22 protein-coding genes are annotated in these 22,504 nt (G+C 71.2%); 8 read left to right on the top strand and 14 right to left on the bottom strand.

Annotated elements, in window-relative coordinates; genetic code table 11:
• Window positions 1–49: 49 nt before the first annotated feature.
• The 3 genes from GFD30_RS05775 to GFD30_RS05765 all read left to right on the top strand — a co-directional run bounded on the left by GFD30_RS05775 (window position 50) and on the right by GFD30_RS05765 (window position 1,979).
• Window positions 50–1,096 (top strand): glycerophosphodiester phosphodiesterase family protein, encoded by a 1,047-nt coding sequence (locus GFD30_RS05775; RefSeq protein WP_153024245.1) that lies wholly within the window; start codon window positions 50–52, stop codon window positions 1,094–1,096.
• Window positions 1,097–1,353: 257 nt separating this feature from the next.
• On the top strand, window positions 1,354–1,584 hold the full coding sequence (locus tag GFD30_RS05770) for a FitA-like ribbon-helix-helix domain-containing protein (protein ID WP_153024244.1): 231 nt from the start codon (window positions 1,354–1,356) through the stop codon (window positions 1,582–1,584).
• Window positions 1,581–1,979, top strand: a complete 399-nt coding sequence (locus tag GFD30_RS05765) for a type II toxin-antitoxin system VapC family toxin (protein WP_153024243.1) — start codon at window positions 1,581–1,583, stop codon at window positions 1,977–1,979. Before GFD30_RS05770 ends, GFD30_RS05765 begins: the two co-directional genes overlap by 4 nt.
• Window positions 1,980–2,015: 36 nt before the next feature.
• Here GFD30_RS05765 and GFD30_RS05760 read toward each other — a convergent pair whose 3' ends face one another.
• From GFD30_RS05760 to mscL, 3 genes are all read right to left on the bottom strand, one after another.
• Window positions 2,016–2,822 (bottom strand): VOC family protein, encoded by an 807-nt coding sequence (locus tag GFD30_RS05760; RefSeq protein ID WP_153024242.1) that lies wholly within the window; start codon window positions 2,820–2,822, stop codon window positions 2,016–2,018.
• Window positions 2,823–2,914: 92 nt separating this feature from the next.
• Window positions 2,915–3,730, bottom strand: a complete 816-nt coding sequence (locus tag GFD30_RS05755) for a VOC family protein (protein ID WP_153024241.1) — start codon at window positions 3,728–3,730, stop codon at window positions 2,915–2,917.
• Window positions 3,731–3,839: 109 nt separating this feature from the next.
• Complete coding sequence (gene mscL, locus GFD30_RS05750; RefSeq protein WP_153024240.1) at window positions 3,840–4,226, bottom strand: large conductance mechanosensitive channel protein MscL; 387 nt, start codon at window positions 4,224–4,226, stop codon at window positions 3,840–3,842.
• Between the two features lie 144 nt (window positions 4,227–4,370).
• Between mscL and GFD30_RS05745 the strand changes: the two genes are divergently transcribed.
• Window positions 4,371–5,216 (top strand): aldo/keto reductase, encoded by an 846-nt coding sequence (locus GFD30_RS05745; RefSeq protein ID WP_153024239.1) that lies wholly within the window; start codon window positions 4,371–4,373, stop codon window positions 5,214–5,216.
• A gap of 60 nt (window positions 5,217–5,276) precedes the next feature.
• Here GFD30_RS05745 and GFD30_RS05740 read toward each other — a convergent pair whose 3' ends face one another.
• The 3 genes from GFD30_RS05740 to GFD30_RS05730 form a co-directional block, all read right to left on the bottom strand.
• Entirely contained in the window at window positions 5,277–5,888 is a 612-nt protein-coding gene (locus GFD30_RS05740) for a Uma2 family endonuclease (RefSeq protein ID WP_153024238.1), read from the bottom strand.
• 185 nt (window positions 5,889–6,073) lie between these two features.
• The gene (locus GFD30_RS05735) at window positions 6,074–8,479 is read right to left on the bottom strand and encodes a carbohydrate-binding protein (protein ID WP_153024237.1); all 2,406 of its coding nucleotides are present in this window, start codon (window positions 8,477–8,479) and stop codon (window positions 6,074–6,076) included.
• Window positions 8,480–8,523: 44 nt separating this feature from the next.
• On the bottom strand, window positions 8,524–9,531 hold the full coding sequence (locus GFD30_RS05730; RefSeq protein WP_322632981.1) for a LacI family DNA-binding transcriptional regulator: 1,008 nt from the start codon (window positions 9,529–9,531) through the stop codon (window positions 8,524–8,526).
• Between the two features lie 511 nt (window positions 9,532–10,042).
• Here GFD30_RS05730 and GFD30_RS05725 point away from each other — a divergent pair.
• From GFD30_RS05725 to GFD30_RS26185, 4 genes are all read left to right on the top strand, one after another.
• Window positions 10,043–11,380: an ammonium transporter gene (locus tag GFD30_RS05725; protein ID WP_153024235.1), complete on the top strand. Its 1,338-nt coding sequence runs from the start codon at window positions 10,043–10,045 to the stop codon at window positions 11,378–11,380.
• Window positions 11,381–11,501: 121 nt separating this feature from the next.
• Complete coding sequence (gene ffh / locus GFD30_RS05720; protein WP_407648968.1) at window positions 11,502–13,052, top strand: signal recognition particle protein; 1,551 nt, start codon at window positions 11,502–11,504, stop codon at window positions 13,050–13,052.
• Between the two features lie 303 nt (window positions 13,053–13,355).
• The gene (locus tag GFD30_RS05715) at window positions 13,356–14,447 is read left to right on the top strand and encodes an amidohydrolase family protein (RefSeq protein ID WP_153024233.1); all 1,092 of its coding nucleotides are present in this window, start codon (window positions 13,356–13,358) and stop codon (window positions 14,445–14,447) included.
• A 127-nt stretch (window positions 14,448–14,574) separates the two neighbouring features.
• Entirely contained in the window at window positions 14,575–15,096 is a 522-nt protein-coding gene (locus GFD30_RS26185) for a DUF4190 domain-containing protein (protein ID WP_194201859.1), read from the top strand.
• Window positions 15,097–15,230: 134 nt separating this feature from the next.
• Here the strand turns inward: GFD30_RS26185 and GFD30_RS05705 are convergent, their stop codons facing one another.
• The 8 genes from GFD30_RS05705 to GFD30_RS05670 form a co-directional block, all read right to left on the bottom strand.
• The gene (locus tag GFD30_RS05705) at window positions 15,231–15,587 is read right to left on the bottom strand and encodes a VOC family protein (RefSeq protein WP_153024232.1); all 357 of its coding nucleotides are present in this window, start codon (window positions 15,585–15,587) and stop codon (window positions 15,231–15,233) included.
• A gap of 40 nt (window positions 15,588–15,627) precedes the next feature.
• The gene (locus GFD30_RS05700; RefSeq protein WP_153024231.1) at window positions 15,628–16,110 is read right to left on the bottom strand and encodes a Sec-independent protein translocase family protein; all 483 of its coding nucleotides are present in this window, start codon (window positions 16,108–16,110) and stop codon (window positions 15,628–15,630) included.
• A gap of 79 nt (window positions 16,111–16,189) precedes the next feature.
• Window positions 16,190–17,485 carry a S1C family serine protease gene (locus tag GFD30_RS05695; RefSeq protein ID WP_153024230.1) on the bottom strand — a complete coding sequence of 432 codons (1,296 nt, stop codon included), beginning with the start codon at window positions 17,483–17,485 and terminating at the stop codon, window positions 16,190–16,192.
• Window positions 17,486–17,671: 186 nt separating this feature from the next.
• On the bottom strand, window positions 17,672–17,839 hold the full coding sequence (locus tag GFD30_RS05690) for a DUF3117 domain-containing protein (RefSeq protein ID WP_091053443.1): 168 nt from the start codon (window positions 17,837–17,839) through the stop codon (window positions 17,672–17,674).
• A gap of 226 nt (window positions 17,840–18,065) precedes the next feature.
• Entirely contained in the window at window positions 18,066–18,563 is a 498-nt protein-coding gene (locus tag GFD30_RS05685; RefSeq protein ID WP_153024229.1) for a hypothetical protein, read from the bottom strand.
• Window positions 18,564–18,575: 12 nt separating this feature from the next.
• Window positions 18,576–19,124, bottom strand: a complete 549-nt coding sequence (locus GFD30_RS05680; RefSeq protein WP_194201858.1) for a DivIVA domain-containing protein — start codon at window positions 19,122–19,124, stop codon at window positions 18,576–18,578.
• An 18-nt stretch (window positions 19,125–19,142) separates the two neighbouring features.
• Window positions 19,143–19,796: a hypothetical protein gene (locus tag GFD30_RS05675; RefSeq protein WP_153024227.1), complete on the bottom strand. Its 654-nt coding sequence runs from the start codon at window positions 19,794–19,796 to the stop codon at window positions 19,143–19,145.
• Window positions 19,793–22,333 (bottom strand): FtsK/SpoIIIE domain-containing protein, encoded by a 2,541-nt coding sequence (locus GFD30_RS05670; RefSeq protein ID WP_153024226.1) that lies wholly within the window; start codon window positions 22,331–22,333, stop codon window positions 19,793–19,795. The genes GFD30_RS05675 and GFD30_RS05670 overlap by 4 nt, the downstream gene beginning before the upstream one ends.
• Between the last annotated feature and the right edge of the window lie 171 nt (window positions 22,334–22,504).

The raw sequence follows: 22,504 nt of genomic DNA, 5'->3' as shown, positions 1-22,504 counted from the left end.
GAAGGGACCCAGTCCCCGACAGGCTCTGCCCCCAGAAAGGTGGACGTACATGTCCCGCAAGGGCGCCCTCCTCCGCGGCGCGGCCGCCGCCGCCGTCGCCGGCGCGATCGTCGGCCTCATGGCCGCCCCGGCCGCCGCCAAGCCGCACCACCCCCACCGCGACGCCGACCCGATCGTCATCGCCCACCGCGGCGCGAGCGGCTACCTCCCCGAGCACACGCTCGAGGCGTATGCCCTCGCCGTCGAGCTCGGCGCCGACGTCATCGAGCCGGACCTCGTGCTCACCAAGGACGGGGAGCTGCTCGCCCGCCACGAACCGGTCCTGGACGAGACGACCGACATCGCCCAGCACCCCGAGTTCGCGGACCGCAAGACCACCAAGCTCATCGACGGCGTCCCCGTCACCGGCTTCTTCGCCGACGACTTCACCCTCGCCGAGCTCAAGACCCTCCGCGCCGAGGAGCGGCTCCCGAGCGTCCGGCCCCAGAGCGCCGCGCACGACGGCGAGTTCGAGCTCGTCACCTACGACGAGGTCCTCGACTTCGTGGACGACCTCGACCGGCGCGTCGTCACCTACCCCGAGATGAAGCACCCGTCCTACTACGACGACAAGGGCATGAGCATCGAGGACGCGCTCGCCGACCTCCTGGAGGAGCGCCGCCTCGACAAGAAGCGCTCGCCCGTGTGGATCCAGTCGTTCGAGTACGAGAGCCTGCTGACGATCTCCGAGCGCGTCGACAACCGCGTCGGCCTGAACATCGACGGCCAGGGCCCGATCTCCGACGCCGACCTCGACGAGTACGCCGAGACCCTCGACACGGTGAGCCTCAACAAGAACCGCATCATCCCGCGCGACGCGAACGGCTACCTGGCGGAGCCGACCGACGTGGTCGAGCGCGCGCACGAGCGCGGCCTCGACGTGCACGTGTGGACGTTCCGCAACGAGAACCAGTTCCTGCCCGCCGACTTCCGCGAGGGCACCGCCGGCGCGGCCTGGGGCGACTTCGCGGCCGAGTACGAGCTGTTCTACTCGCTCGGCGTCGACGCGGTCTTCAGCGACTACCCGGACAAGGCGATCGCAGCCCGCGACTGCTGAGGCCGGTGCGAAACCCAGGATTCGCAACCGAGAAAGAGGGGCCGCCCTGCCGCCGGGGCGGCCCCTCCTCGTATTCGCGGCCAAGGTCCGTCAGGAGGGCGCGGGCGCCCGCTGTCGCAGTACTCGGCTCAGCGCGGCCCGCCGTCGCTTCTGACGAGGCTGCCAACGGGACGCGACACGCCATCGGGTTCGAAATGCAGTGATCATGTGAGAGTGAATCGTATGTTCTGCGCATGCTTGAGAGCTATTCTGGAGCCATGAAGAACATCCAGGTGAAGAACGTGTCCGACGAGGTCCACCGGGTGTGGAAGACCCGCGCCGCCGCAGCGGGCATGTCGCTGCAGGAGTACCTGCATCGGAAACTGACCGAGGAGGCTCAGCGGCCGACTACCGCCGAACTCTTCGAACGGATCGAGCATCGGGGAGGGCCGAAGCTCGACCATGAAGAGATCGTCCAGATGATCCGGGAAGACAGGGACTCTCGGTGATCATTGTCGATGCGTCGGTGATCGCATCAGTGCTCCTGTCCTTCAACGAATCCGATACGCGGCTGCGCAGCCTCCTCCTGCGACAGGAGATGGCGGCCCCGAGCCACGTCAACCTCGAAGTCATGTCGGTCTTCCGGAAACAATGCCGGAAGGGAGCGATCACCGAGGAGCGGGTCGCGATGGCACTGGTCGATCTCGGCCAGTTCCCCATCGAGCGAATGCCGACAGCGGCTCTCGAGACTCGAATCTGGGAGCTTCGCCACAACTTCACCCCGTACGACGCCGCGTACGTCGCTCTGGCCGAGCGATTCCGGGCCGAGCTGTGGACCTTCGACCGAAAACTCGCCGGTGCGCCCGGAGCCGAGTGCGTCTTCAGGGTTCCCGAGCCGGGCTGAAAGCGGTACGCCCGCCGCAGTGCGGCGGGCCACCGGCTACTCCCAAGGGCGCTGCGAATGGATCGAGACCACCGTGCCGCTCGGGGCCGCCACGCCCGCGACGAGCAGGCCCGGCACCTCCATCGGCTCGGCCGCGACCGAGCCGCCGAACTCCTTCGCGCGGGCGCACACCGCCTCGGCGTCGTCCACGGCGACCATGACGCTCCACTGCGGCGGCAGGTCCTTCTCGAACCCCGCGGCCGCATGGCAGCCGCCGAACTCCTCACCGCCCCCGTCCGGGCTCAGCGCCGCGTACGGCCGCGGATTCGACGGGTCCTCCCACGGCGGCGTCGTCACGTTCCAGCCCAGAAGGGCCGCATAGAAGCGCATGGCGTCGGCCGGCGCGCCGTCGTAGTGGTACTCCGCCCACGAGACCGTGTTCGGCTCGCCCCACGCGCCGAAACCGGTCGTCGGGTCCAGGGCCTCCACGAGCCCGAACGGCGCCCCGTTCGGGTCGGTCAGCATCGAGTACCGCAGCATCCCGCTCACCTCGCCCGGCCCGTCCTCCAGGACCGCCCCGAGCCGCACCGCCTGATCGGTGGCGGCCTCGCAGCTCGCGACCTTGAAATGGAGGTTCCAGGACTTCGAGGGCGACATGCCCGGCGGGCACGGCATGATGCCCATGACCGGGCGCCCCGCCCCCGGGGAGCCGTCGGGGATGCCGAAGGTCGTGTAGTTCCCGAACTCCTCGCCCGAATCCTCCGAGGCCCAGCCGAACAGGCCCTCGTAGAACGCGGTGTCGGCGCGGAGGTCGGAGGTGACGGAGTCCGCCCAGATCGGCGCTCCCAGTGCAATGGAGGTCATGGCCGCTGCCCCTTCAGTGAGTCGGTCGTCCCCCACACCGTGGCACGCCGAACCCGCATCCGAGCGACTTTCGCGTACTCCGGGGCCGGCGGCTACTCCCGCGCGTCCATGACCGTGAAGAACGCCCCCGTCGGCGACGTCAGCACCGCCATGCGGCCGCCCGGATCGTCCACCGGCGCCACCGCCACCGACCCGCCCAGGTCCACCGCCTTCGCCGCCGTCAGATCGACCGAGTCCGTCCCGAAGCACACGGTCCAGTGCGGCTTCATCTTCAGCTCCGGACCCAGCGCCATCCGGGCGCCCCCGAACTCGACGTGGTGCCCGGCGATCGCATGCCCCTCGTTCGTCCACAGGCCCACGTACGGCGCGTCCTGCTCCGGGTCCTCCTGCTCGGGGGCCTTCAGCGTCCAGTTCAGCAGCTCCGAGTAGAACTGCATCGCCTCCACCGGCGCCCCGTCGTACACGTACTCGAACCACACGATCGCGCCCGGCTCGTTCCGCGCCGTGAACCCCACCTTGTCGCTCAACGGCTCGAACAGCCCGAACGCGCCGCCGTCGGGGTCCCGCAGCGCCGCGTACACCAGGTCGTCGCCGACCCGGATCGGGTGGCTCGTGATCGCCGCGCCCAGCTTCTCGGCCTCCGCCGCCGACCGCACGCAGTCGCTCACATGGAACGCCACGCCCCACGACGAACCGGGCTGCCCCGACGCGCTCTCCGCGATCCCGGCGACGGCCCGCGCCTCCGAGACCGTCGTACCCAGGCACAACTCCGTGTAGTGCCCGAACTGCTCGCCCGAGTCGAACGCGGCCCAGTTGAACAGCCGCATGTAGAAGTCCACGTCCCCGGACAGGTCCGGGGTCACGGCGTCGGCCCAGATCGGCGCGCCCAGGGGAATCGAGGTCGGCATGGCTGCGGTCCTCCGGTAAGGGTCAGTGGCGTCCAGCCTCCCAGGCCGGTGCGACACCCGCAAGAGGCGGCGGCCCGGGGGCTACCCGGCGCCGCCGCCCCCGAAACCGTCAGCGCTGGCGCTGCTCCCGCAGCAGGTCGCGGATCTCCTGCAGCAGCACCACTTCGCTCGCCTGGAGCTCCTCGGTCACCTCGTCGGGAGCCATGAACCGCTCGCGCAGCTTGTTCATCGGCAGCACGATCACGAAGTACACGGCCAGCGCCGTCAGGAAGAACACCAGCAGCCCGTTGATGAACTCGCCGTACGGGAACTCGACTCCGTTGACGGTGAAGCTGCCGCCGACCTCGGCGCCGCCGGTGACCAGTGTGATGAGCGGGTTGAGGAACGCAGCGCCGAACGACGCCACGAGCGCGGTCATCGCGGCGCCCATGACGACCGCCACGGCCAGCTCGACCACGTTGCCGCGCATCAGGAATTCTTTGAAGCCTTTGATCATGCCAAGAGTCTCGCATCCGGCCCCGCCCGAATCCCCGACCTGGTCGGCAGTGTCGCTGTGACAGAGCCGATATCACCCGTGCGGAAGACTCCGGCCGCCGCCGAGGTTGCACCGGGAAATCGAACCTATGGGAAAGGCAGAACGATGAGCGACATCGTCATCGGCGGCGACCTGACCGTGGACCGGCTCGGCTACGGTGCGATGCGCCTGAGCGGCGATCCCGGCATCTTCACCCCGCCGAAGGACCGCGCGGCCGCCGTCGCCGTGCTGCGCCGCGCCGTCGAGCTCGGCGTGAACTTCATCGACACCGCCGACGCGTACGCGCTGGGCGACAACGAGCGGCTCATCGCCGAAGCGCTCCACCCGTACGCCGACGGCGTCGTGATCGCCACCAAGGGCGGCAACACCCGGCCCTCCGCCGACGAATGGGTCCCGTTGGGGCAGCCCGCGTACATCCGGCAGCAGGCCGAGTTGAGCCTGCGCCGCCTGAACGTCGAGACCATCGACCTCTACCAGCTCCACCGGCTCGACCCGAACCTCCCGGTGGCCGACCAGATCGAGACGGTCGCCGACCTCCAGAAGCAGGGCAAGATCCGCCACATCGGACTGTCCGAAGTCACCGTGGACCAGCTCAAGGAGGCCCAGCAGGTCGCCCCGATCGCGAGCGTCCAGAACCTCTACAACCTGATCAACCGCCAGAGCGAGGACGTGCTCGAGTACACCGCCGAGCAGGGCATCGCGTTCATCCCGTGGTTCCCGATCGCCGCCGGCGAGCACGCGGGCCCCGACGGCCCGGTCGGCCGGATCGCCGCCGAGGTCGGCGCGACCCCGGCCCAGACCGCGCTCGCCTGGCTCCTGCGCCGCTCGGACAACATCGTGCCGATCCCGGGCACCAGCTCGATCGCGCACCTGGAGGAGAACGTCGCCGCCCGCGGCGTGGTCCTCACCGACGACCAGTACGCGACCCTCGACGGGCTCGCTTCGGCGTAGCCGAGCCGAAGACCCGAGGGGCCCGCGCCGACATCGGCGCGGGCCCGGGCCGTTTCAGGTTCAGGATCGGTTCTGTTTCTTCGCTTGAAAGCGACTGGTGTCGATATCGATGCCGAATGGTTCTGGCAATTGCACGGGCTTCCCGAACGCGACTGGATCATGGTGCAGGTAGTTGCCCTTGCCGTCGGGCTTGCTGTACACGGTCACGGTCCCGTTGCGATCGTGGCGGTCGACAAGCAGGTAGATCGGAACCAAGCCGTAGGAATAGCTCCAAAGCTTCGTCTTGCGGTCCCGCTTGTATGTGGAGTCCGAGGTGATTTCGACAGCGAGCAGCAAGTCTTGCGAGTCGATTACGGAGGTCTCTTCGCCTTCTGTCAGCACCACCGCGGGCACCGCAACGAGATCTGGGATGAACACTTCACCGGTATGCTCGACTCGGACGCCGATTTCGGCCGTGAAATACCAGTCCTGCTCGGACCCAAGGGGCCCTATCTGTCGGTTTAGGTCGGCAAAGATCAGACTGTGCTTGCTGGTCGGGGATGGCGACAAGATGATGTCTCCCTCGATGATCTCCGCTCGGAACCCGGGCGGCGCATCGAAGTCTTCCCACGTCTTCCACAGGCGACTGCGGTCTGCCTGGCTGATGCCGGTGTCCGGTTCGGCGGCGACCATCGCGAGTCCTCCCTTGTGCGACCTCCTTTCCTGGCGTTTCGATTGCTGGTTCGAATCGGGACGGCCAGGTTCTCACCAGTATGTGACAACCCGAGCGTTCCCGCCACCGTCCCGCGCAGGACCAACGACCGTAGAGCGGAAAGGTGACGAGAACTCCTCGAACTGTCGGATACGGGACAGTCGGGTCAGGGATTGAGCGGGGCGATCAGGAACCGTTCGAACTCGGCGGTCGGCCCGTCCTCGTTGCCGAACGCGATGGTGTTGCGGCCCGCGGCGAGGTCGACGATCATCGGGTACGTCCAGAAGTCGTTCCAGGTCCAGGTGCCGCGCATCGGGTACCGCCCGGCCGGCTTGCCGTTGACGACGACGTCGCAGTGCAGGGTGACGATGTCCACGTTGTACTCGTGGCCTTCGGTGCGCTCGCCGTTGGCGTAGCTGACGACCAGGGCGTGCGGGCCGGCGGCGGCTTCGAAGGCGATGGCGGCGTCGGCGCCGCGGCCGTTCCAGCCGATCACGTGGCCGCCGCGCGCGAACTCGTTGACGATGAGGCAGGACCCGCCCGAGCGGACCGCTTCGGCCGCGTCGACCTCGAGGGGCGCGGGACCCTCGGCGGGCTCGACGACGAGCCGCGCGGCGGCGGCCCGGAGCCGGTTGATGCCGGCGTGGAGGAACACCGGGCGGGTCAGATCCACTGGGACGCACTGGTTCTGCGGTCCCAGCAGGACGCCGCGGTCCGCACCGGAGATGCGGTGGTACCGGTCCTGTGACGCGTACACGTCGAAGACCGGGCCCGCGGCGCCCTCGGCGGCGTCCTCGTGCCGGGCGAACGCGCCGTCGTAGGTCCCGCGCTCGGGGCGGTGCTCGGTGAGGACGATCTTGTCGAGCGCGACCTCGCCGCGGGCGGTCCCGATCGCGCCGGACTTCGACAGCTCCAGCGTGTTCTCGCCGGCGCGCAGCCGCACCGGGAGGTGCACGGCCGAGCGGTGCTGCCAGTTCATCGTCGACGGGTACTCGACGAACCGCTCGGCGCCGTTGACGGCCAGGACCTGCTGCGCGGGCTGGGGTTCGGTGGCCTCGGCGCCGCGGCCGTACATGTGGGCGTAGAAGACGGCGAGGTCGTACTCGCCGTCCGCGGGGACCTCGACCTGGAAGGTCACGGCCGAGTCGTTCATGTTCAGACCGCTGACGTCGTACTCGCCGGAGGCGGCGAAGCCGTTGCCCTCGCCGGGGTGGCCCTGCCGGGCGACCTCGCCGGAGGTGATCCGCGCGTGCTCCGCCTCCCACGAGCCCCGCCACGGCGGCGCCGCGAGCGGCTCGGCCTCGCCGGGCGCGATCGCCACCCAGTACGCGGCCATCCGGTCGGCTTGCGGCACAAGGAGGTCGATCCGGCCCGGCGGTGCGGTGACCCGGCTGAGCGGGACCGGTGGGCCGGCGGCGCCCTCGTACCCGGTCCAGTCGATCCGGTGCACCGTCGCGGTCACGGCCTCGCCCCACAGCGCCGGGTCGAGGCCCTCGAGGGTGATCGTGAAGTCCCCGGCGCACCCGCCCGCCAGCACCTGCGCGGTCCGCCGCTCCCGGTCGAGGCTGGCGATCCCCTGGAGCGTGTCCGGCGTGTCCGGCCGCGGCGGCGTCACGCGCACCGTCTCGCCGGTCATGCCCGAGTACGCCTTGAGCAGCCACCAGGCGCCGCTGGGGACGTTCGTCTGCGGCGCGGCGCCCGAGTAGCCGCCGGGGGCGGTCCAGAACGCCATGTCCGCGTGGACCTTCGCGTCCTCGAACAGGGCCGCCCACTGCACGAGCTGCCCGGGTACCGACAGGTCGCGGTTGTTGGCGTACTCGTCGATGTTCACCGGCCGCGGCTCGATCCCCAGGGCGCGCTCGAGCTCCCGGTACTCGGCGTGGTGCCCGCGGAAGTCGGCGAGGGACTTCGGCGACAGCTCGTGCCAGGCGATCCACTCCGGGAGCGTCCCGGTGTCGCGGGCGCGGCGCAGGAAGTGCCGCAGGAACTCGCGGTGGAAGTACGCCTCGTTCGGGCCCGCGATCGGCACGCCCGGCGCCAGGCCCCGCAGCAGCCGCACCGTGGTGGTCCAGTCGGCCATGAACCGGTCGAACCGGGCCGGGGCGTTCTCCTTGAGCGCGTACCAGATCCAGTCGGGCTCGTTGAACGGCACGAGCACCAGGCGGCCCGCGTTCGCCTCGGTGAGCATCGGCGGGACGACCGCGCACAGCCGCTCGTGGTAGACGTCGATCCCCACGTCCTCGTACGGCCACGACGCGAACAGGTCCTGGAGGTACACGAACGCCAGGCCCGCGGTCCCGCGCAGGCGCCCGTTGCGGCGCAGGACCGCGACCGCGCTGGAGGCGTCCCCGCCGGGGTGCTGTGCGCCGCCGTCGGGCCCGGCCGCCAGCGTCGTCAGGTCCAGCGCGTCGAGCAGCTCGTCGCCCGGCACGCCGTCGTCGGCCACGCCGTACAGCGACCCGGTCGCACCGTGCAGGACCGGGCCGGTGGAGACCGCGAAGTCGGCGACGAGGACCGCGTGCGGTTCAGGGCCGGGTGGCCCCGCCGGCGGTGCGGAGGGGTCGGGGTTCATGGCTGGGCCTTTCGGGGTTCTTCGGGGGCGCCTTCCCGGCCGGGTCAGTGCTCGGCCGGCGGCCCCGAGGTCTCGCGGACGATCAGCTCGGGCTCGGGCCAGCCCGGGACGGGCCGCGGGATCGAGCTGTCCACGCGGTGGCGCAGCAGCTCGAACGCACCGCGCCCGACACTCTCGAAGTCCTGGTTCACCGTGGTCAGCGCGGGGGTCGTGTACGCCGAGAACGGGGTGTTGTCGAAGCCGACGATCGACAGGTCGCCGGGGACCGAGCGGCCCGCCAGGTGCGCGGCGCGCATCGTGGCGAGCGCGAGGTGGTCGTTGCCGCAGAGGATCGCGGTGACCTCGGGGTCGGCCACGAGCGGTTGCACGGCCTTGAACGCCTCGGCGATGGTCCAGCCGGAGGGGACCGGCTCGGGGACGGGCCGGCCGGCCTCGCGCAGCACGCGGGCCCAGCCCTCGGCGCGGTGGGCCCTGCCGCCGCCGAACGTGCCGGTCGAGGTCGGGATCGCCAGGTGGTGGACGGTGGTGTGGCCGAGGTCGAGGAGGTACCTGGTGGCCTCGGCGGCGGCCTTGCCGTCGTCCATGCCGACCAGCCACGGCGAGGCCGCGAGCTCCTCGGCGGTGTAGGGGCCGATCGCGACCATCGCCTGCGGCTGGGTGTCGAGCAGGACCTGCTTGGCGCGCATGCCCGGTTCGTCGTGGGCCATGATGATGGTCGGCTCGCCGGCGCGGGGGAGGCGCGCGATGATGTCGGCGTCCGAGTGGGTGTCGGCGGGGTCGAGCACCGAGATCTGGACGCTCCAGTCGAGCGCCCGCGCGGCCTTCTCGATGCCGCGCAGGGCGGCCTCGGGGCCGTACAGGGAGATGTCGGCGGTGAGGACCGTGACCGACTCGACGGCGCCGCCGGCGAGGCTGCGGGCGAGCCGGTTGGGCCGGTAGCCGAGTTCGGTGATGGCCTCGAGGACCTTGTCGCGGGTGGCGGCGGCCACGCGCGGGGAGCCGTTGACGACCCGGGAGACGGTCTGGTGCGAGACGCCGGCCAGTCTCGCCACGTCCCAGATACTGGCTGCCTTCTTCGCTTGCGCCATCGCTGCCGTCGCTTTCCATGTTCATCCGCACGCACGCCATTCCGGGCGCGCGCAGAGCGCCCCGGTCCAGTAAAACGATACGCCGCCTCGTGTGAACGTTCACCTCATTGATGGTCCACAGACATTAGAGCACAGTTCTGTAACGGAGTGGTCATGCCGAAGTCACGGGTCATTCGAACCCATCAATACCACCAAAAGCCGCATCGGCCCCACGTGCGCCTCACACCTCGCGGAAAACCCCCGCTGTGAGAGTGAGTTCACACACTCGAAATCTTTGGCGACAACTTCTTAACACGCAGGCCCGGGTCGCGTAACACGTCGCAGTGAAGCTGGGCTCACTCCGGTAGGTAGGAGATTCACGCGCCGGCCTCGCGGCCGGCGCGTGACCACTCTCCCGAGCACCGTCGCTCCCCTCGACGCCGGATACCTGCTAAAGCCCGAAGTTTCTACCTATCCCTGGAGAGAGGAGGCGGCCATGCCCGAGCTCGACACCGGCAGCAATGCCTGGATCTTGACCTCCGCCGCCCTTGTTCTGCTCATGACGCCCGGCCTCGCCCTGTTCTACGGCGGCCTGACCCGTGCCTCGAGCGTCCTCAACATGATGATGAAGTGCCTCGTGGCCATCGGCGTGGTCTCCGTCGCCTGGGTCCTCGTCGGCGAGTCCCTCGCGATCGGCAGCACCGACCCCGAGAACCTCAGCGCCGACAACAACCTGTTCTTCGGCGACTTCAGCAGCTCGTTCGGCCTCGACTACGTCAAGGACCTCGCCGGCGTCACCGGCGGCGTCTCCAATGCCGCGCTCTCCGCCTTCGGCATGATGTTCGCGATCATCACGGTCGCCCTCATCGCCGGCGCCGTGGCCGACCGCATGAAGTTCTTCTCCTGGGTCGTGTTCGCCACCCTCTGGGTCGTCGTGGTCTACGCCCCGGTCGCCTTCTGGGTCTGGGGCGGCGGCTGGATCGAGGACTGGGGCGTGCTCGACTTCGCCGGCGGTTCCGCGGTCCACGCCAACGCCGGTGCCGCGGGCCTCGCCCTGGCCCTGGTCGTCGGCCGCCGCATCGGCTGGAAGGACGGCAACTTCGCGCCGCACAACCTGCCGCTCGTCGTCATCGGCACCGGCCTGCTGTGGTTCGGCTGGTTCGGCTTCAACGCCGGCTCGGCGTTCGCCTCGAACGGCACCGCCGGCCTGGCCCTGCTCAACACGCAGGTCGCCACCGCCGCCGCGATCCTCGCCTGGCTCATCATCGACCGCATCCGCGGCATCAAGCCCTCGGTGCTCGGCGCCTGCTCCGGCGTCATCGCCGGCCTGGTCGCCATCACCCCGGCCGCCGGGTACGTCGCCCCGCTCGGCGCGATCGCCATCGGCGCCATCGCCGGCGTGATCTGCCCCTTCGCCATCGGCCTCAAGCACAAGCTCGGCTACGACGACGCGCTCGACGTGGTCGGCCTGCACATGGTCGCCGGCATCTGGGGCTCGATCTCCGTGGGCCTGTTCGCGATCTCCGAGGCCACCGTCATCGCCGGGGTCTACGACGACGGCGTGGACGGCCTCTTCTACGGCGGCGACGCCGCCTTCGTCGGCAAGCAGGCCGCCGCGGTCCTCTCCGTGGTCGCGTTCTCCTTCGTGGTCTCCCTCATCATCGCCTTCGTCCTGAAGTTCACCATCGGCGTCAGGGTCAGCGAAGAAGAGGAGCTGGCGGGCATCGACGCCGGCCAGCACGGCGAGGCCGGCTACGACCTGCCCGTCAACGGCAACACCGGCTCGGGTGTGCCGGAGACCAACGCCGCCGCGACCGACAAGGTCAACGCGTAAGCAGCGACTTCACGTCACCGCCAGGGACGGCCGCCCCACGGGGCGGCCGTCCTGTTTTCACGCTCCGGCGCGCGCCCCGTTAAGCTCGTAGTGTCCAGCCAACCCACCGAGAGGTCCGCCCGTGTTCGACGCATTGTCAGATCGACTGTCGGGAATCTTCGAGTCGATCCGCGGCAAGGGCCGCCTGACCGATGCCGACATCGACGCCACCGCCCGCGAGATCCGCCTCGCCCTCCTCGAGGCCGACGTGGCCCTCCCGGTGGTCAAGACCTTCATCGCCCAGATCAAGGAGCGCTGCAAGGGCGCCGAGGTCTCCAAGGCCCTCAACCCCGCCCAGCAGATCGTCAAGGTCGTCAACGAGGAGCTCATCGCGATCCTCGGCGGCGAGACCCGGCGCATCAACTACGCCAAGCAGCCCCCGACGGTGATCATGCTCGCCGGCCTCCAGGGCGCCGGCAAGACCACCCTCGCCGGGAAGCTCGCCAAGTGGCTCAAGGGCGACGGCCACTCCCCGCTCCTGGTCGCCGCCGACCTCCAGCGGCCGAACGCCGTCGGCCAGCTCCAGGTCCTCGCCGAGCGCGCCGGCGTCGCCGCCTACGCCCCCGAGCCCGGCTCGGGCGTCGGCGACCCCGTGAAGGTCGCCACCGACTCCATCGCCGAAGCCAGGCAGCGCGGCCACGACGTCGTCATCGTCGACACCGCCGGCCGCCTCGGCATCGACGAGGAGATGATGCAGCAGGCCCGCGACATCCGGGCCGCCGTCAACCCCGACGAGGTCCTCTTCGTCATCGACGCCATGATCGGCCAGGACGCCGTGAACACCGCCGAGGCGTTCCGCGACGGCGTCGGCATCACCGGCGTCGTCCTCTCCAAGCTCGACGGCGACGCCCGCGGCGGCGCGGCCCTGTCGGTCCGCCATGTCACCGGCCGCCCGATCCTCTTCGCGTCCACCGGCGAGAAGCTCGAGGACTTCGACGTCTTCCACCCCGACCGGATGTCCTCGCGCATCCTCGGCATGGGCGACATGCTCACCCTCATCGAGCAGGCCGAGGCCGTCTTCGAGGACAAGCAGAAAGAGGAGTACACCGACAAGCTCCTCAAGGGCGAGGACTTCACCCTCGAGGACTTCCTCGACCAGATGCAGGCCATCCGCAAGATGGGCCCCATCGGCAACCTGCTCAAGATGATGCCCGGCATGGGCCAGATGAAGCAGCAGATCGACTCGATCGACGACAAGCAGATCGACCGGACCACCGCGATCATCCGCTCCATGACCCCCGCCGAGCGCCGCGACTCCTCGCTCATCAACGGCTCCCGCCGCCTGCGCATCGCCAACGGCTCCGGCGTCACCGTCTCCGAGGTGAACCAGCTCCTCGCCCGGTTCAAGGAGGCCCAGAAGATGATGCGCCAGATGAGCGGCGCCATGGGCATCCCCACGGGCAAGGCCACGAAGTCGCCCTACACCAAGCGCAAGGGCAAGAAGGGCGCCAAGAAGAAGACGGTCCGCCGCGGCGGACCGGCCTCCCAGCAGCAGCGCGCCCCGCAGCTCCCGCAGGGCCTCCCCGGCCAGATGCCGGACCTGACCGATTTCAACCCGGCCGACCTGCCCGACATCGACCTCGAGCAGTTCCTGAAGCAGCAGGGTTTCAAGGACCAGGGCAAGGACAAGTAGCCCGGGACCGGCGGGCGTCCCCGGAACCGCCGGGCGCGGTACGCGCCCGCACCGGCCCGGCACCGCCTCCGCACCGGCCCAGACCGTGCCCCGGCCGCACACGGCCGGGGCACGTTCGTGCGCGCGCGGACTTCGCGTGTCCTTCGCCACCACGGGCGCCGCGCAAGCGTGATCATGTCGGGGCCCGGAGCGAATCTGGCCGGGAGCATCACCCACCCAGGGTGGGAGGATCCGCCCGCCGCCCGCCGCTGATCCGGGCGCGGCGCTGGACATCCCGACCCGTCCGGGTGATACTGCGAGGCGATGACTGCACTCGAACCGCTCGCGCCGCTCCATCTCCGCGTCGTCTGGCTGCCGTACGACACGGTCTGCGACATCTATGTGGACGGCGACAGGATCACGTTCGACCCGGTGCCGGGCGCCGAGACCGTCGCCACCTCCGGGTACGCGCTCCCCGGCCTCGTGGACGCCCACTGCCACATCGGCATCCGCCGCGGCGCCGCGCCCATCGAGAGCCTCGACGAGGCCCGGTCGCTCGCGCGCACCGACCGCGACGCCGGGGTCCTCGCGATCCGCGACGCCGGATCGCCGTACCCGTACCCCGAACTCGTCGGCGAAGACGGCATTCCGCGGCTCGTCCGGGCCGGCCACCACGTCGCCGCCTCCAGGCGCTATCTGCGCGGCATCGGCCTCGAATGCGAACCCGACGAGGTCGTCGGCGCGCTGGCGCGCCAGGCGAAGCTCGGGGACGGCTGGGTGAAGCTCGTGGGGGACTGGATCGACCGCGGCAAGGGCGACCTCGCCCCGTCGTTCGAGCCGGAGGTCCTCACCGCCGCGATCCACGCCGCCCAGGCCGAGGGCGCCCGCGTCGCCGTGCACACCTTCTCCGAGGAGGCCGTCGCGTGCGTCGTCGAGGCCGGCGCCGACTCCGTCGAGCACGGCACGGGCCTCTCGAAGGACCTCCTGGACCGCATGGCCGCCAAGGGGATCTCCCTGGTGCCCACGATGATCAACATCGAGACGTTCGACGACATCGCGCGGGACGCCGACGCCAAGTTCCCGCGCTACGCCGACCACATGCGCCGCCTCAAGCGCGGCTTCCCCGAGGTCGTGCGGGCCGCCTGGGAGGCCGGCGTCAAGGTCCGGCTCGGCACCGACGCGGGCGGCGGGATCGACCACGGCCTGGCGGCCGAGGAGATGCGCCTGCTCCACGAGGCCGCCGGCATCCCGGCTCCGGAGCTGGTCGCCGCCGCGTCCTGGGAGGCCCGCGAATGGCTGGGCCTGGCCCCCGATCTGGGCGACATCGTCGTCTACGACCGCGACCCGCGAGTGGACGTGGCGGCGGTCCGCGAACCGGCGCTGATCGTCCTCCGCGGACGCCTGCTGCGCGATTAGACCCGATTCGGAACGGCCCGTGGCCGATTCGCCCTGTTTCGCGAATCGGCCTCGTCACACTGCCGTTGCGGGGGTCGGCTATCGTGAACCTCCCCGCGCCGTTTCCGCCCGAGCAGAGAGTGCAGCGATGACCTATCCTCCGACTCCGGACCAGTCCGGTCAGGGCGGCTTCCAGTACGACCCGTACGGCAGCCAGCCCGGTTCCCAGCCGCCCCAGCAGCCCGGCTACAGCCCGCAGCCGCAGCAGCCCGGCTACAGCCAGCCCCAGCAGCAGCCCGGTTACGGACCCGCCCCGCAGCTGCCGCCCGCGGCCCCCGGATACCCGCCCCCTTACGGCGCGCCCGGCCCGTACGGCCCGCAGCTTCCCAAGGGCCAGGCCGTCGCCTCGATGGTGCTCGGCATCGTCGCGGCCGTCTTCCTCTGCATCCCCTACGCCGGAGGGTTCATCGCCCTCGTCTGCGGCATCATCGCCGCGATCCTCGGCGGCATCGCCATGAAGAAGGCCAACCAGGGCCTCGCGGGCGGCAAGGGCATGGCGATCACCGGCCTGGTGCTCGGCATCATCGTCTGCGCGGTGGGCGTCTTCGCCATCATCGCCCTCGCGGCGGGCATGGCCATGCTCGGCACCGCCGGGACGGCGACGATCTGAGAACGCACACGTGAAGGGCGGCCCGGGCGGTGTCCGGGCCGCTTTCGCGTTCCACGGCCGCCGGACGGCGGCGCGCCGCACGGCCCGGCCGGCTCACCAGTTCGCGGGGACGGCCGTGCAGCAGGGCCTGAACGCTAGGTGATGACGAGGCAGAACGGGTGCCCGATCGGGTCCGCGAAGACCCGGAAGCTCTCCCCGCCGCCGTCGAGGCGCCGGGCGCCGATCTTCAGGACCGCCTCCTCGCCCGCGTCGAGGTCGTCGACCTTCACGTCGAAGTGCATCTGCTGCGGGGCGTCCTGAGTGGGCCAGGTCGGGGCCCTGAAGCCCTCGACCCGCTGGAAGGCCACTCCGGGCCGGTCCGGTGCGTCGCCGATGACGACCCAGTCGCCGTCGTCCTGGACCCTGACCATGCCGAGCAGCTCCTCATAGAACGAGGCGAGCGACGACGGGTCGGGGCAGTCGATGATGAGTCCGTGCCATTTTCCGATCATCCCGCGAGTATTCCAGCGGGATGCGACGGTCAAACCCGGATCAGGTGACGTCGTCGAAGCTGGCCGCGCGGCCGCGGGTGCGCTCGGCGGGTGCGGCCTCGTCGGAGGCGCCCGTGCCCGAGCCGTTCCCGGACCCGTTCGCCGAGCCGTTCGTCCCGCGGGTGAGCGCGCCGCGGTTGACGCTGCGGCGGGTGCCCTCGATCTCGCGGGTGGTGTCGGTCAGGCCCTCCTGGAGCGGCTTGACGCCGTCCTGGAGGTCGCGCATCGTCGACTTCAGGGGGTTCGTGAGCATCTCCTGGTCCTCTTCGCTCAGGATGTGCTTGCGGACGAACGTCTTCGGGTTGAGGTCCTCGGGGCGGATGTCGGTGCCGATCTCGCGGCTCAGGTCGGCCGCGGCGTTCGACGCCATGTTCCGGGCCTTGGAGATGAACCGTCGCAGGTTTGCGAGGGCTTTCGGCAGCTTGTCGGGGCCCCAAAGGAAGATCGCGATGAGGATGATCACGAGGAACTCGGTTCCGCCCAAGCCTCCGAACACGCTGACCCTCCGATGACCGACCGTGACTGCTGATACCTGAAAAACCTCCGCCTAGCGTACCCCCACGTCAGTCCCCGGCCGCTTCTAGAGTGACCTGCGCGCTGTGCTCCTCGCCATCGCGCTCGTACACCACCGTGACCGTCGTGCCCGGCGCGAGCTTGCGGATGAGGGCGATGAGCTGCGTGTTCTCGGTGACCGTGGTGCCGTCGAAGCTGGTCACGACGTCGCCGTCCTCCATCCCGGCGTCGTCGGCGGGCGAGCCGGCCACGATCTTGCTCAGGGTCACGCCGATGCCCAGTTCGGATTCCCCGAGTTCGGCGCCGAGGACGGCGTGCGTGGCGCTGCCGGTCGCGATGATCTCGTCGGCGATGCGCTTCGCCTGGTTGATCGGGATCGCGAACCCGATCCCGATGTTCCCGGCCTCGCCTTCGGCGGCGGTCGACGCGATCGCGGTGTTGATGCCGATGACCTGCCCGGCGATGTCGGTGAGCGGCCCGCCGGAGTTGCCGGGGTTGATGGCGGCGTCGGTCTGGATCGCGGCCATGACGGACTCGACCTCGCCGTTGTTGTTCTCGGTCAGCACGGGCCGGTCGATCGCCGACACGATGCCCTCGGTGACCGTGGAGGACAGCCCGAGCGGCGCGCCCACCGCGAGCACCGGGTCGCCGACGGCGACCTGGTCGGAATCGGCCAGGACCATCGCCGGGTGGTCGCCGCCCTCGATCTGGAGGACGGCCACGTCGGAGTCCGGGTCGGAGCCGATGACCGCGGCCGTCGTCACCGAGCCGTCGCTGAACAGGACCTGGAGGCTCTCGGCGGGTACGGACCCGCCGCCGGCGACCACGTGGTGGTTGGTCAGCAGGTAGCCGTCGTCGGAGACGATGAAGCCCGAGCCGTTGCCGCCGTCGGGCGTGAGGACCGTGACGACCGAGGGCATGATCTGCTCGACGACGCCGGCGACGGACGAGAGGTCGCGGGCGGTCTCGGGGTCGGCGCCGGTGATGGTGCCGCCGCCGTCGCCGCGGACGGCCCAGATGCCGATGGCCGCCCCGAGCGTCCCGGCGATGAGCGCGGTGATCGCCGAGACGGCGATGACGAGCCCGAGGCCGGCGCGCGCGGCGCCGCGCGGCCGCTCGGGCAGCGGCTCGACCGGCGTCGCGGCCGGGGCCGGGCGGGTCTCGATGACGGCGTGGCTGGCCGGGTCGCGCCACGGGTCGCCGGGCGCGGCCGGGTTCCACCACGCCGACTGCGCGGCCGGCTCGGCGGGCGCCGACTGCGGCCGCGCCTCGGACGGCTGCCAGGGTTGCCGGAGCCGCCACTGGTCGCCCGGATCTGCCTGGGGCGGCTGGGTGCCGGAATTCATGACAAGAGTCTATGCCGCATTTGCCGCCCCTTCACGGCCGCTGCGATTCCCTCTCGCGTCCTGTCCGAGCGTCCACTCCGGCCGGTCCGAGGGCACGAGAAAGGACCCGCTCCGCGCGACCGCGGAGCGGGCCCCCAGTCCGGACCGGCGGCGGGGTGACCGCCGAGTGGGGTGGGCTTGCTGCCGTTACTCGAGGGCGCCCTGGAGTTCCTTGTTCAAGGTCTCGGCCTCTTCCGGCGACATCTCGACCACAAGTCGGCCACCGCCTTCCAGCGGCACCCGCATGATGATGCCGCGGCCCTCCTGGGTAACCTCCAGCGGACCATCGCCAGTCCGCGGCTTCATGGCCGCCATATTCGTCTCCCCTCGATCCAAGGCCGCAGGTTGCGACTCGACGTTGCTAGATCAAGTTTCCCCGATCCGCAGGCCGAGAGCCAACTCGCCCCTCCGAGTATGTGACAAAGTTGCGGAGAAAGTGCTTAAAAGCCATGAAATCGGACAGCGAATTTGCGGATTTCCGATTCACGTGTCCACAGCACTGGAATACTGCCGGATCCTGACGGCCCCTTCCGCGCCGTGACTACTCTTCCGGGTCCTGCTCGTGCTCGGCCCCGAGCAGGAACGCGGTCCCCTCGATCTCGCGCCCGTACGGGGCCACGAACGTCGGCAGCTCCTTCGGCCCGAGCGAGCGGATGTAGGACCAGAACTGGCGCACGGCCTCGGCCTTGTCGACCGCCTCGATCGGCATGGACAGGGTCACGAGCCAGTCGCGGCGCCGCTCCGGGGTCGGCAGCGCCCGCACCAGGTCCTCCCAGGCGTCCGGCGTGAGCGAGGTCCACCCCTCGCCGGCCGCGGCGCTCTCCGCGGTCTTCTCGGGCTCCTCGAGGCGGCGGCGGTACGCGATCGCGGAGCCGTCGAACTCCCCGAGCGCGAAGACGCCCTCGGGACCGGCCAGCGCGACCTCGTCGCCGTCCCCGGCGCCCTCGGGAACGGCCCCGCTCGGCTCCACTGCCTCGACTTCGTACGCCTGTTGCTCCGCGTACTCGTCTTCGTTCAACACCAGCAGCCAATAACGCATGGGCCTATCCCATCACGAGCCGCTGCGCGGCGTCTGCTCCCCGTCGTCCTCGCGCGCTGCCTCACGTCCCGCGCCGTCGCCGTCCGCGCCGGACTCCTTGGCGAGCCGGAACGTGTCCTCGTCGAGCGGCTCGTCGAACGACTCGCCCGCCTCCTCGGCCGGTTCGAAGTCCTCGTCCCCGGTCGCGGGCTCCACGCCCTCGTCGACGGCGGCGAGCACCTCGGCCTCCGCCTCCGCCTCTGCCTCCGCCTCGGCGGCCTCCTCCGCGCCGGTGCCGAGTTCGGCGCGCAGGGCCGCGAGCTGCTCGTCCCGGCGGCCGATCTCCCATGCCAGGCGGGTCAGGGCCGCGTCGACCTGGTCGGTCCGGTAGCCGCGGGCGCCGGTGTCGAACTTGAGGGCGCCGATGGACGCCTCGCTGACCGGCTCCTCGTCGCCGAGCCCGGCCGGGGCGCCGGCGGGGGCGAGGTCCAGCAGCGTGTCGCGGCCGGTGGCCCACACGACGATCGAGAACGCGATCCACACGCCGATGACGGCGACGATGACCGGGAGCACGAGACCCACGGGAACCTCCAAGCAGCTCTAAGCGAAGAACGCGAAATAGGCGAACAGCGCCATTGTGCAGACCGCGAGGGTCACTCCCAGACGCGGGTTGCGGGGGACGACCGGCTTGACGGGTTTCCCGTGCCGGTCCGTGAGCGGCAGCCGGGGCCGGTTCGCGGCGCCCACCAGCAGATATCCCACCAGTGCCGCCAGCACCGGCGACAGGAACACGACCGACCACAGGGCCTCGCCGCCACCGCCGCTCGCGGCCAGGTAGGCGAACTGGCCGATGAGGCAGGCGATCATGCACGACCCGTAGACGAGGAGTTCGCGGAGCACGTGGTGGACGCCCGGCAGCAGCGTCGGCCGCTGCGCGGCGCGCACGGTCGCCGTCCGCGCCGCCTCGGCCTCGCGCAGCGCCGTCTGCGCGTGCGCCAGCGCCGCGTCCGGGTCCTGCACGGCCGCTTCGGCCTCCTCGACTGCGGGGTCCGGCACGAGGTCGGGGGTCGTGGTGCGCAGCGCCGAGCACAGTTCGGCGATCCGCGCGGTCTGCTCGTCCAGATCGGACCGGACGTCGGCGAGGGCGCTTCGGCGCCGCTCGAGGCGCCGGGCGGCCTGGGCGGTGCTGGCCGCCGAGTCCGCGTCCAGGCGCGCGAGTTCGTGGACCAGGTCGTCGTAGGCGCTCAGGCTCATCGGGTCTCCACCACCTCGTCCAGGCGGCCGGGCCGCACGTACGGGACCGCGAGGGTCTCGCCGCCCGCGTGCCGGTCGATGACCAGGCACCGGTTCGCGCGCGCGTCCCAGGTCCGCTCGTAGCCGCCGGTGATCGCGGCGAGGTCGTTCGCGGCGATGTTGAGCGCGACGACGCCGGCGCAGCTCTCGCGCCCGGCCGATCCGCCGATGTCGTCGAGGAACCGCCGGGCCCCGCGCCACCAGCCGATGAGGTGCGCGCCGGCCGCCGGGCCGTGCAGGAGGAGGTCGCGCAGGGTCCCGGGCTGGCCGTCGGCGCCGTCGGCGCCGAACCACACCAGGTAGACCGGTTTCCCGCGCGGCGCGGTGAGGATCGTCCCGGGTTCGAGTTCGCGGCATTCGTGCCCGGCGGCCTTCAGCTCCTCCACGAGGTCGCGCGCGACGCCCTCCGCGCCGGCCGCCGTGGCCGCGATCTGGAACTCGACGCTTCCGGGTTCGTGCTGGCGCGCCAGGGAGACCGCGGCGGAGGTGAGCACGTCGGCGGCGACGATCGAGGTGCCGAGGACGGCGAGGTGCCGGCCGGGGCTCTTGTCGAACCGGTAGCCCACTGTGGACATGTGGACGTCGACCGCGCGCCCGATCAGGGCCCGCGGCGCGTGCGTGGGCGGCGCGAGCGCTTCGAACCGCGGATCGGCGGCGAGGTGCTGCTCGTCGAACCCGCGGAACACGACCGGCTCCTCGTCCGAGTCCCGCCGCGCCCACAGGTCCCGCCGCAGGGTCGCCAGCAGCTCGTCCGCGCTCGACGCGTCGGGGAACCGGCAGGTCCGGTTGCGGCCCTTGAGCCCCCCGGCGTCGTTGATGACGGCCTGCCCGACCGACTCGACCGCCGCGTCGTTGCCCTCGTCGAGCAGGTGCTTCGCGCCCGGCAGCGCCACCCGGAGCGGGAACTGCCCGAAGATCGAGTCCTTCTTGGAGTACAGCGCCTCGATGCCCGAGATCGTCTGCGACGCGAGCACCAGGTGCACCCCGTACGAGCGGCCTTTGCGCGCCAGCTCCTCCAGGTGCGCGACCGCTTCGCCCGCGAGCCGGTCGTTCCCGGCGAACAGCACGTGGAACTCGTCGACGACCGCCACGATCCGCGGCAGCCGCACCTCGGGCCGCAGTTCGCGCAGCCGCGCCAGCCGGGTCGCCCCGGCCCGCTTCATCAGCCCGGCCCGGCGCGTCAGCTCCGCGCGGAGCGCCCCGAGGACCGCGACGCCGTACTCGCGGTCGGACTCGACGCCGACGGCCTTGACGTGCGGGATCCACGACGGGTCGAGCGGCGAGGGCGTGAACTCGGTGAACGAGACGCCCTCCTTGAAGTCCAGGAGGTACAGCTCCAGCTCGTCGGGGGAGTAGCGGGTCGCGAGCCCGTAGAGGACGTCGAGGAGGAACACGGTCTTGCCGCCGCCGGTGCGCCCGCCGATGAGCCAGTGCGGGGTCGCGTCGTCGAACGAGACCGCGACGTCGCCGCCGGCGGTGTGTCCGGCCTGGTCGCGGCCGATCACGGTGGTGAGGCCGTCGCGGCTCGACTCGGTCCACAGCTCCTGGGGGACGAGGTCGGCGACCGACAGCTCGCCGGCTTCGCGGCGCTGGCGGGCGCGGGACCCGAAGACGTTGCGCGCCAGCGCTGGCGGCGGCGGGGCGTCGAGGACGACCGGGAGCGGCAGGTTCCCGAGGCGGGCCTCGTCGCCGCATTCGAGGTAGGTGGCGTGCTCGATCGCGGGGAGCGCCTCGCGGTGCGGCAGGTTGCGCCAGCCGCAGAGGACGAGGTGGCAGCGGGCGGAGGGCCCGGCGTGCGCGAGGGCCGCGAGCCGTTCGCGCGTGGACTTGCCGACCTCCGGCGGGAGCCCGGCGACGACGATGAGGTGAAAGGGCCGGTCGGCGATCGACTGGCCGCGGGCGGCGATGTCGCGCAGTTCGGTGAGCCGCTTCTCGGCGGCGGTGAGGACCCGCCCGAGCGCGAGGTGGTCGGTGGCGACCGTGGCGGCGATCCCGGCGTCGACGAGTGCCGTGGCGGGCGCGAAGACCTGGCCGAGGGTCACGCCGTCGACGAGGGACAGTTCGAGGTTCGGGTGCGCGGCGGTGATCCGGACGAGCAGGGACTGGAGCATCCCGGCCACGCGGGGGTCGGCGGCGTCGCCGTCGCACACCAGGTGCCCTTTGCCGAGCAGGCCGACGAGGGCGGGGAACGCGGGTTCGGGGCCGTCGGCGGCGCCGTCGAGGAGGGCGGTGCCGACGCGCACCGCCGCCGTCGCCGCAGGGTCGGTCCATACGGGAGTGTTCGGGTCGGTGTCGCGGAGGTCGTCGCCGAGCCATCCGGTCGCGGCGCCCGCGGCGGCGGCGGCGAGCCGCCTCGCGAGTTCGCCTCTGCGCCGTTCGGTGTCGTCGGCGGCCAGGCGCGCGGCGGCCTCGGCGAGCAGCCGCTCGGCCCGGTCAGCGGCCCCGGCGGCTTCGCGCAGCCGCGCGGCGGCCCGCTCGAGTTCGGTCCGCCAAGTCAATGCCGCCTCCCCAGGGGTGCCGTGGTCGACACCACCTTACCGGGGCGCCGCGCCGCGTGAGGAGACCGGAGCGGAGCGCGAATGCGAGTGCACCGCACCCGGATCCGGGGCCGTCGGGGGCAGGTCCTGCGGGCCGGAGCGGTCCTGCGGCCCGTTCACCGCGTCGCCGGC

The organism is Glycomyces albidus (genome assembly GCF_009451885.1).
Lineage (GTDB): Bacteria > Actinomycetota > Actinomycetes > Mycobacteriales > Micromonosporaceae > Glycomyces > Glycomyces albidus.
This window is presented reverse-complemented; position numbering and strand designations above follow the sequence as displayed.

What these genes read in the sequence shown, in the direction of transcription:
- GFD30_RS05740 (WP_153024238.1), bottom strand. Translation starts at nt 5,888, where the DNA reads ATGGTCGCCGCCGAACCGGACACCGGCATCAGCCAGGCAGACCGCAGT.
- GFD30_RS05775 (WP_153024245.1), top strand. Translation starts at nt 50, where the DNA reads ATGTCCCGCAAGGGCGCCCTCCTCCGCGGCGCGGCCGCCGCCGCCGTC.
- GFD30_RS05695 (WP_153024230.1), bottom strand. Translation starts at nt 17,485, where the DNA reads ATGAATTCCGGCACCCAGCCGCCCCAGGCAGATCCGGGCGACCAGTGG.
- GFD30_RS05715 (WP_153024233.1), top strand. Translation starts at nt 13,356, where the DNA reads ATGACTGCACTCGAACCGCTCGCGCCGCTCCATCTCCGCGTCGTCTGG.
- GFD30_RS05735 (WP_153024237.1), bottom strand. Translation starts at nt 8,479, where the DNA reads ATGAACCCCGACCCCTCCGCACCGCCGGCGGGGCCACCCGGCCCTGAA.
- GFD30_RS05690 (WP_091053443.1), bottom strand. Translation starts at nt 17,839, where the DNA reads ATGGCGGCCATGAAGCCGCGGACTGGCGATGGTCCGCTGGAGGTTACC.
- GFD30_RS05770 (WP_153024244.1), top strand. Translation starts at nt 1,354, where the DNA reads ATGAAGAACATCCAGGTGAAGAACGTGTCCGACGAGGTCCACCGGGTG.
- GFD30_RS05760 (WP_153024242.1), bottom strand. Translation starts at nt 2,822, where the DNA reads ATGACCTCCATTGCACTGGGAGCGCCGATCTGGGCGGACTCCGTCACC.
- GFD30_RS05745 (WP_153024239.1), top strand. Translation starts at nt 4,371, where the DNA reads ATGAGCGACATCGTCATCGGCGGCGACCTGACCGTGGACCGGCTCGGC.
- GFD30_RS05705 (WP_153024232.1), bottom strand. Translation starts at nt 15,587, where the DNA reads ATGATCGGAAAATGGCACGGACTCATCATCGACTGCCCCGACCCGTCG.
- GFD30_RS05675 (WP_153024227.1), bottom strand. Translation starts at nt 19,796, where the DNA reads ATGAGCCTGAGCGCCTACGACGACCTGGTCCACGAACTCGCGCGCCTG.
- GFD30_RS05755 (WP_153024241.1), bottom strand. Translation starts at nt 3,730, where the DNA reads ATGCCGACCTCGATTCCCCTGGGCGCGCCGATCTGGGCCGACGCCGTG.
- GFD30_RS05685 (WP_153024229.1), bottom strand. Translation starts at nt 18,563, where the DNA reads ATGCGTTATTGGCTGCTGGTGTTGAACGAAGACGAGTACGCGGAGCAA.
- GFD30_RS05725 (WP_153024235.1), top strand. Translation starts at nt 10,043, where the DNA reads ATGCCCGAGCTCGACACCGGCAGCAATGCCTGGATCTTGACCTCCGCC.
- mscL (WP_153024240.1), bottom strand. Translation starts at nt 4,226, where the DNA reads ATGATCAAAGGCTTCAAAGAATTCCTGATGCGCGGCAACGTGGTCGAG.
- GFD30_RS26185 (WP_194201859.1), top strand. Translation starts at nt 14,575, where the DNA reads ATGACCTATCCTCCGACTCCGGACCAGTCCGGTCAGGGCGGCTTCCAG.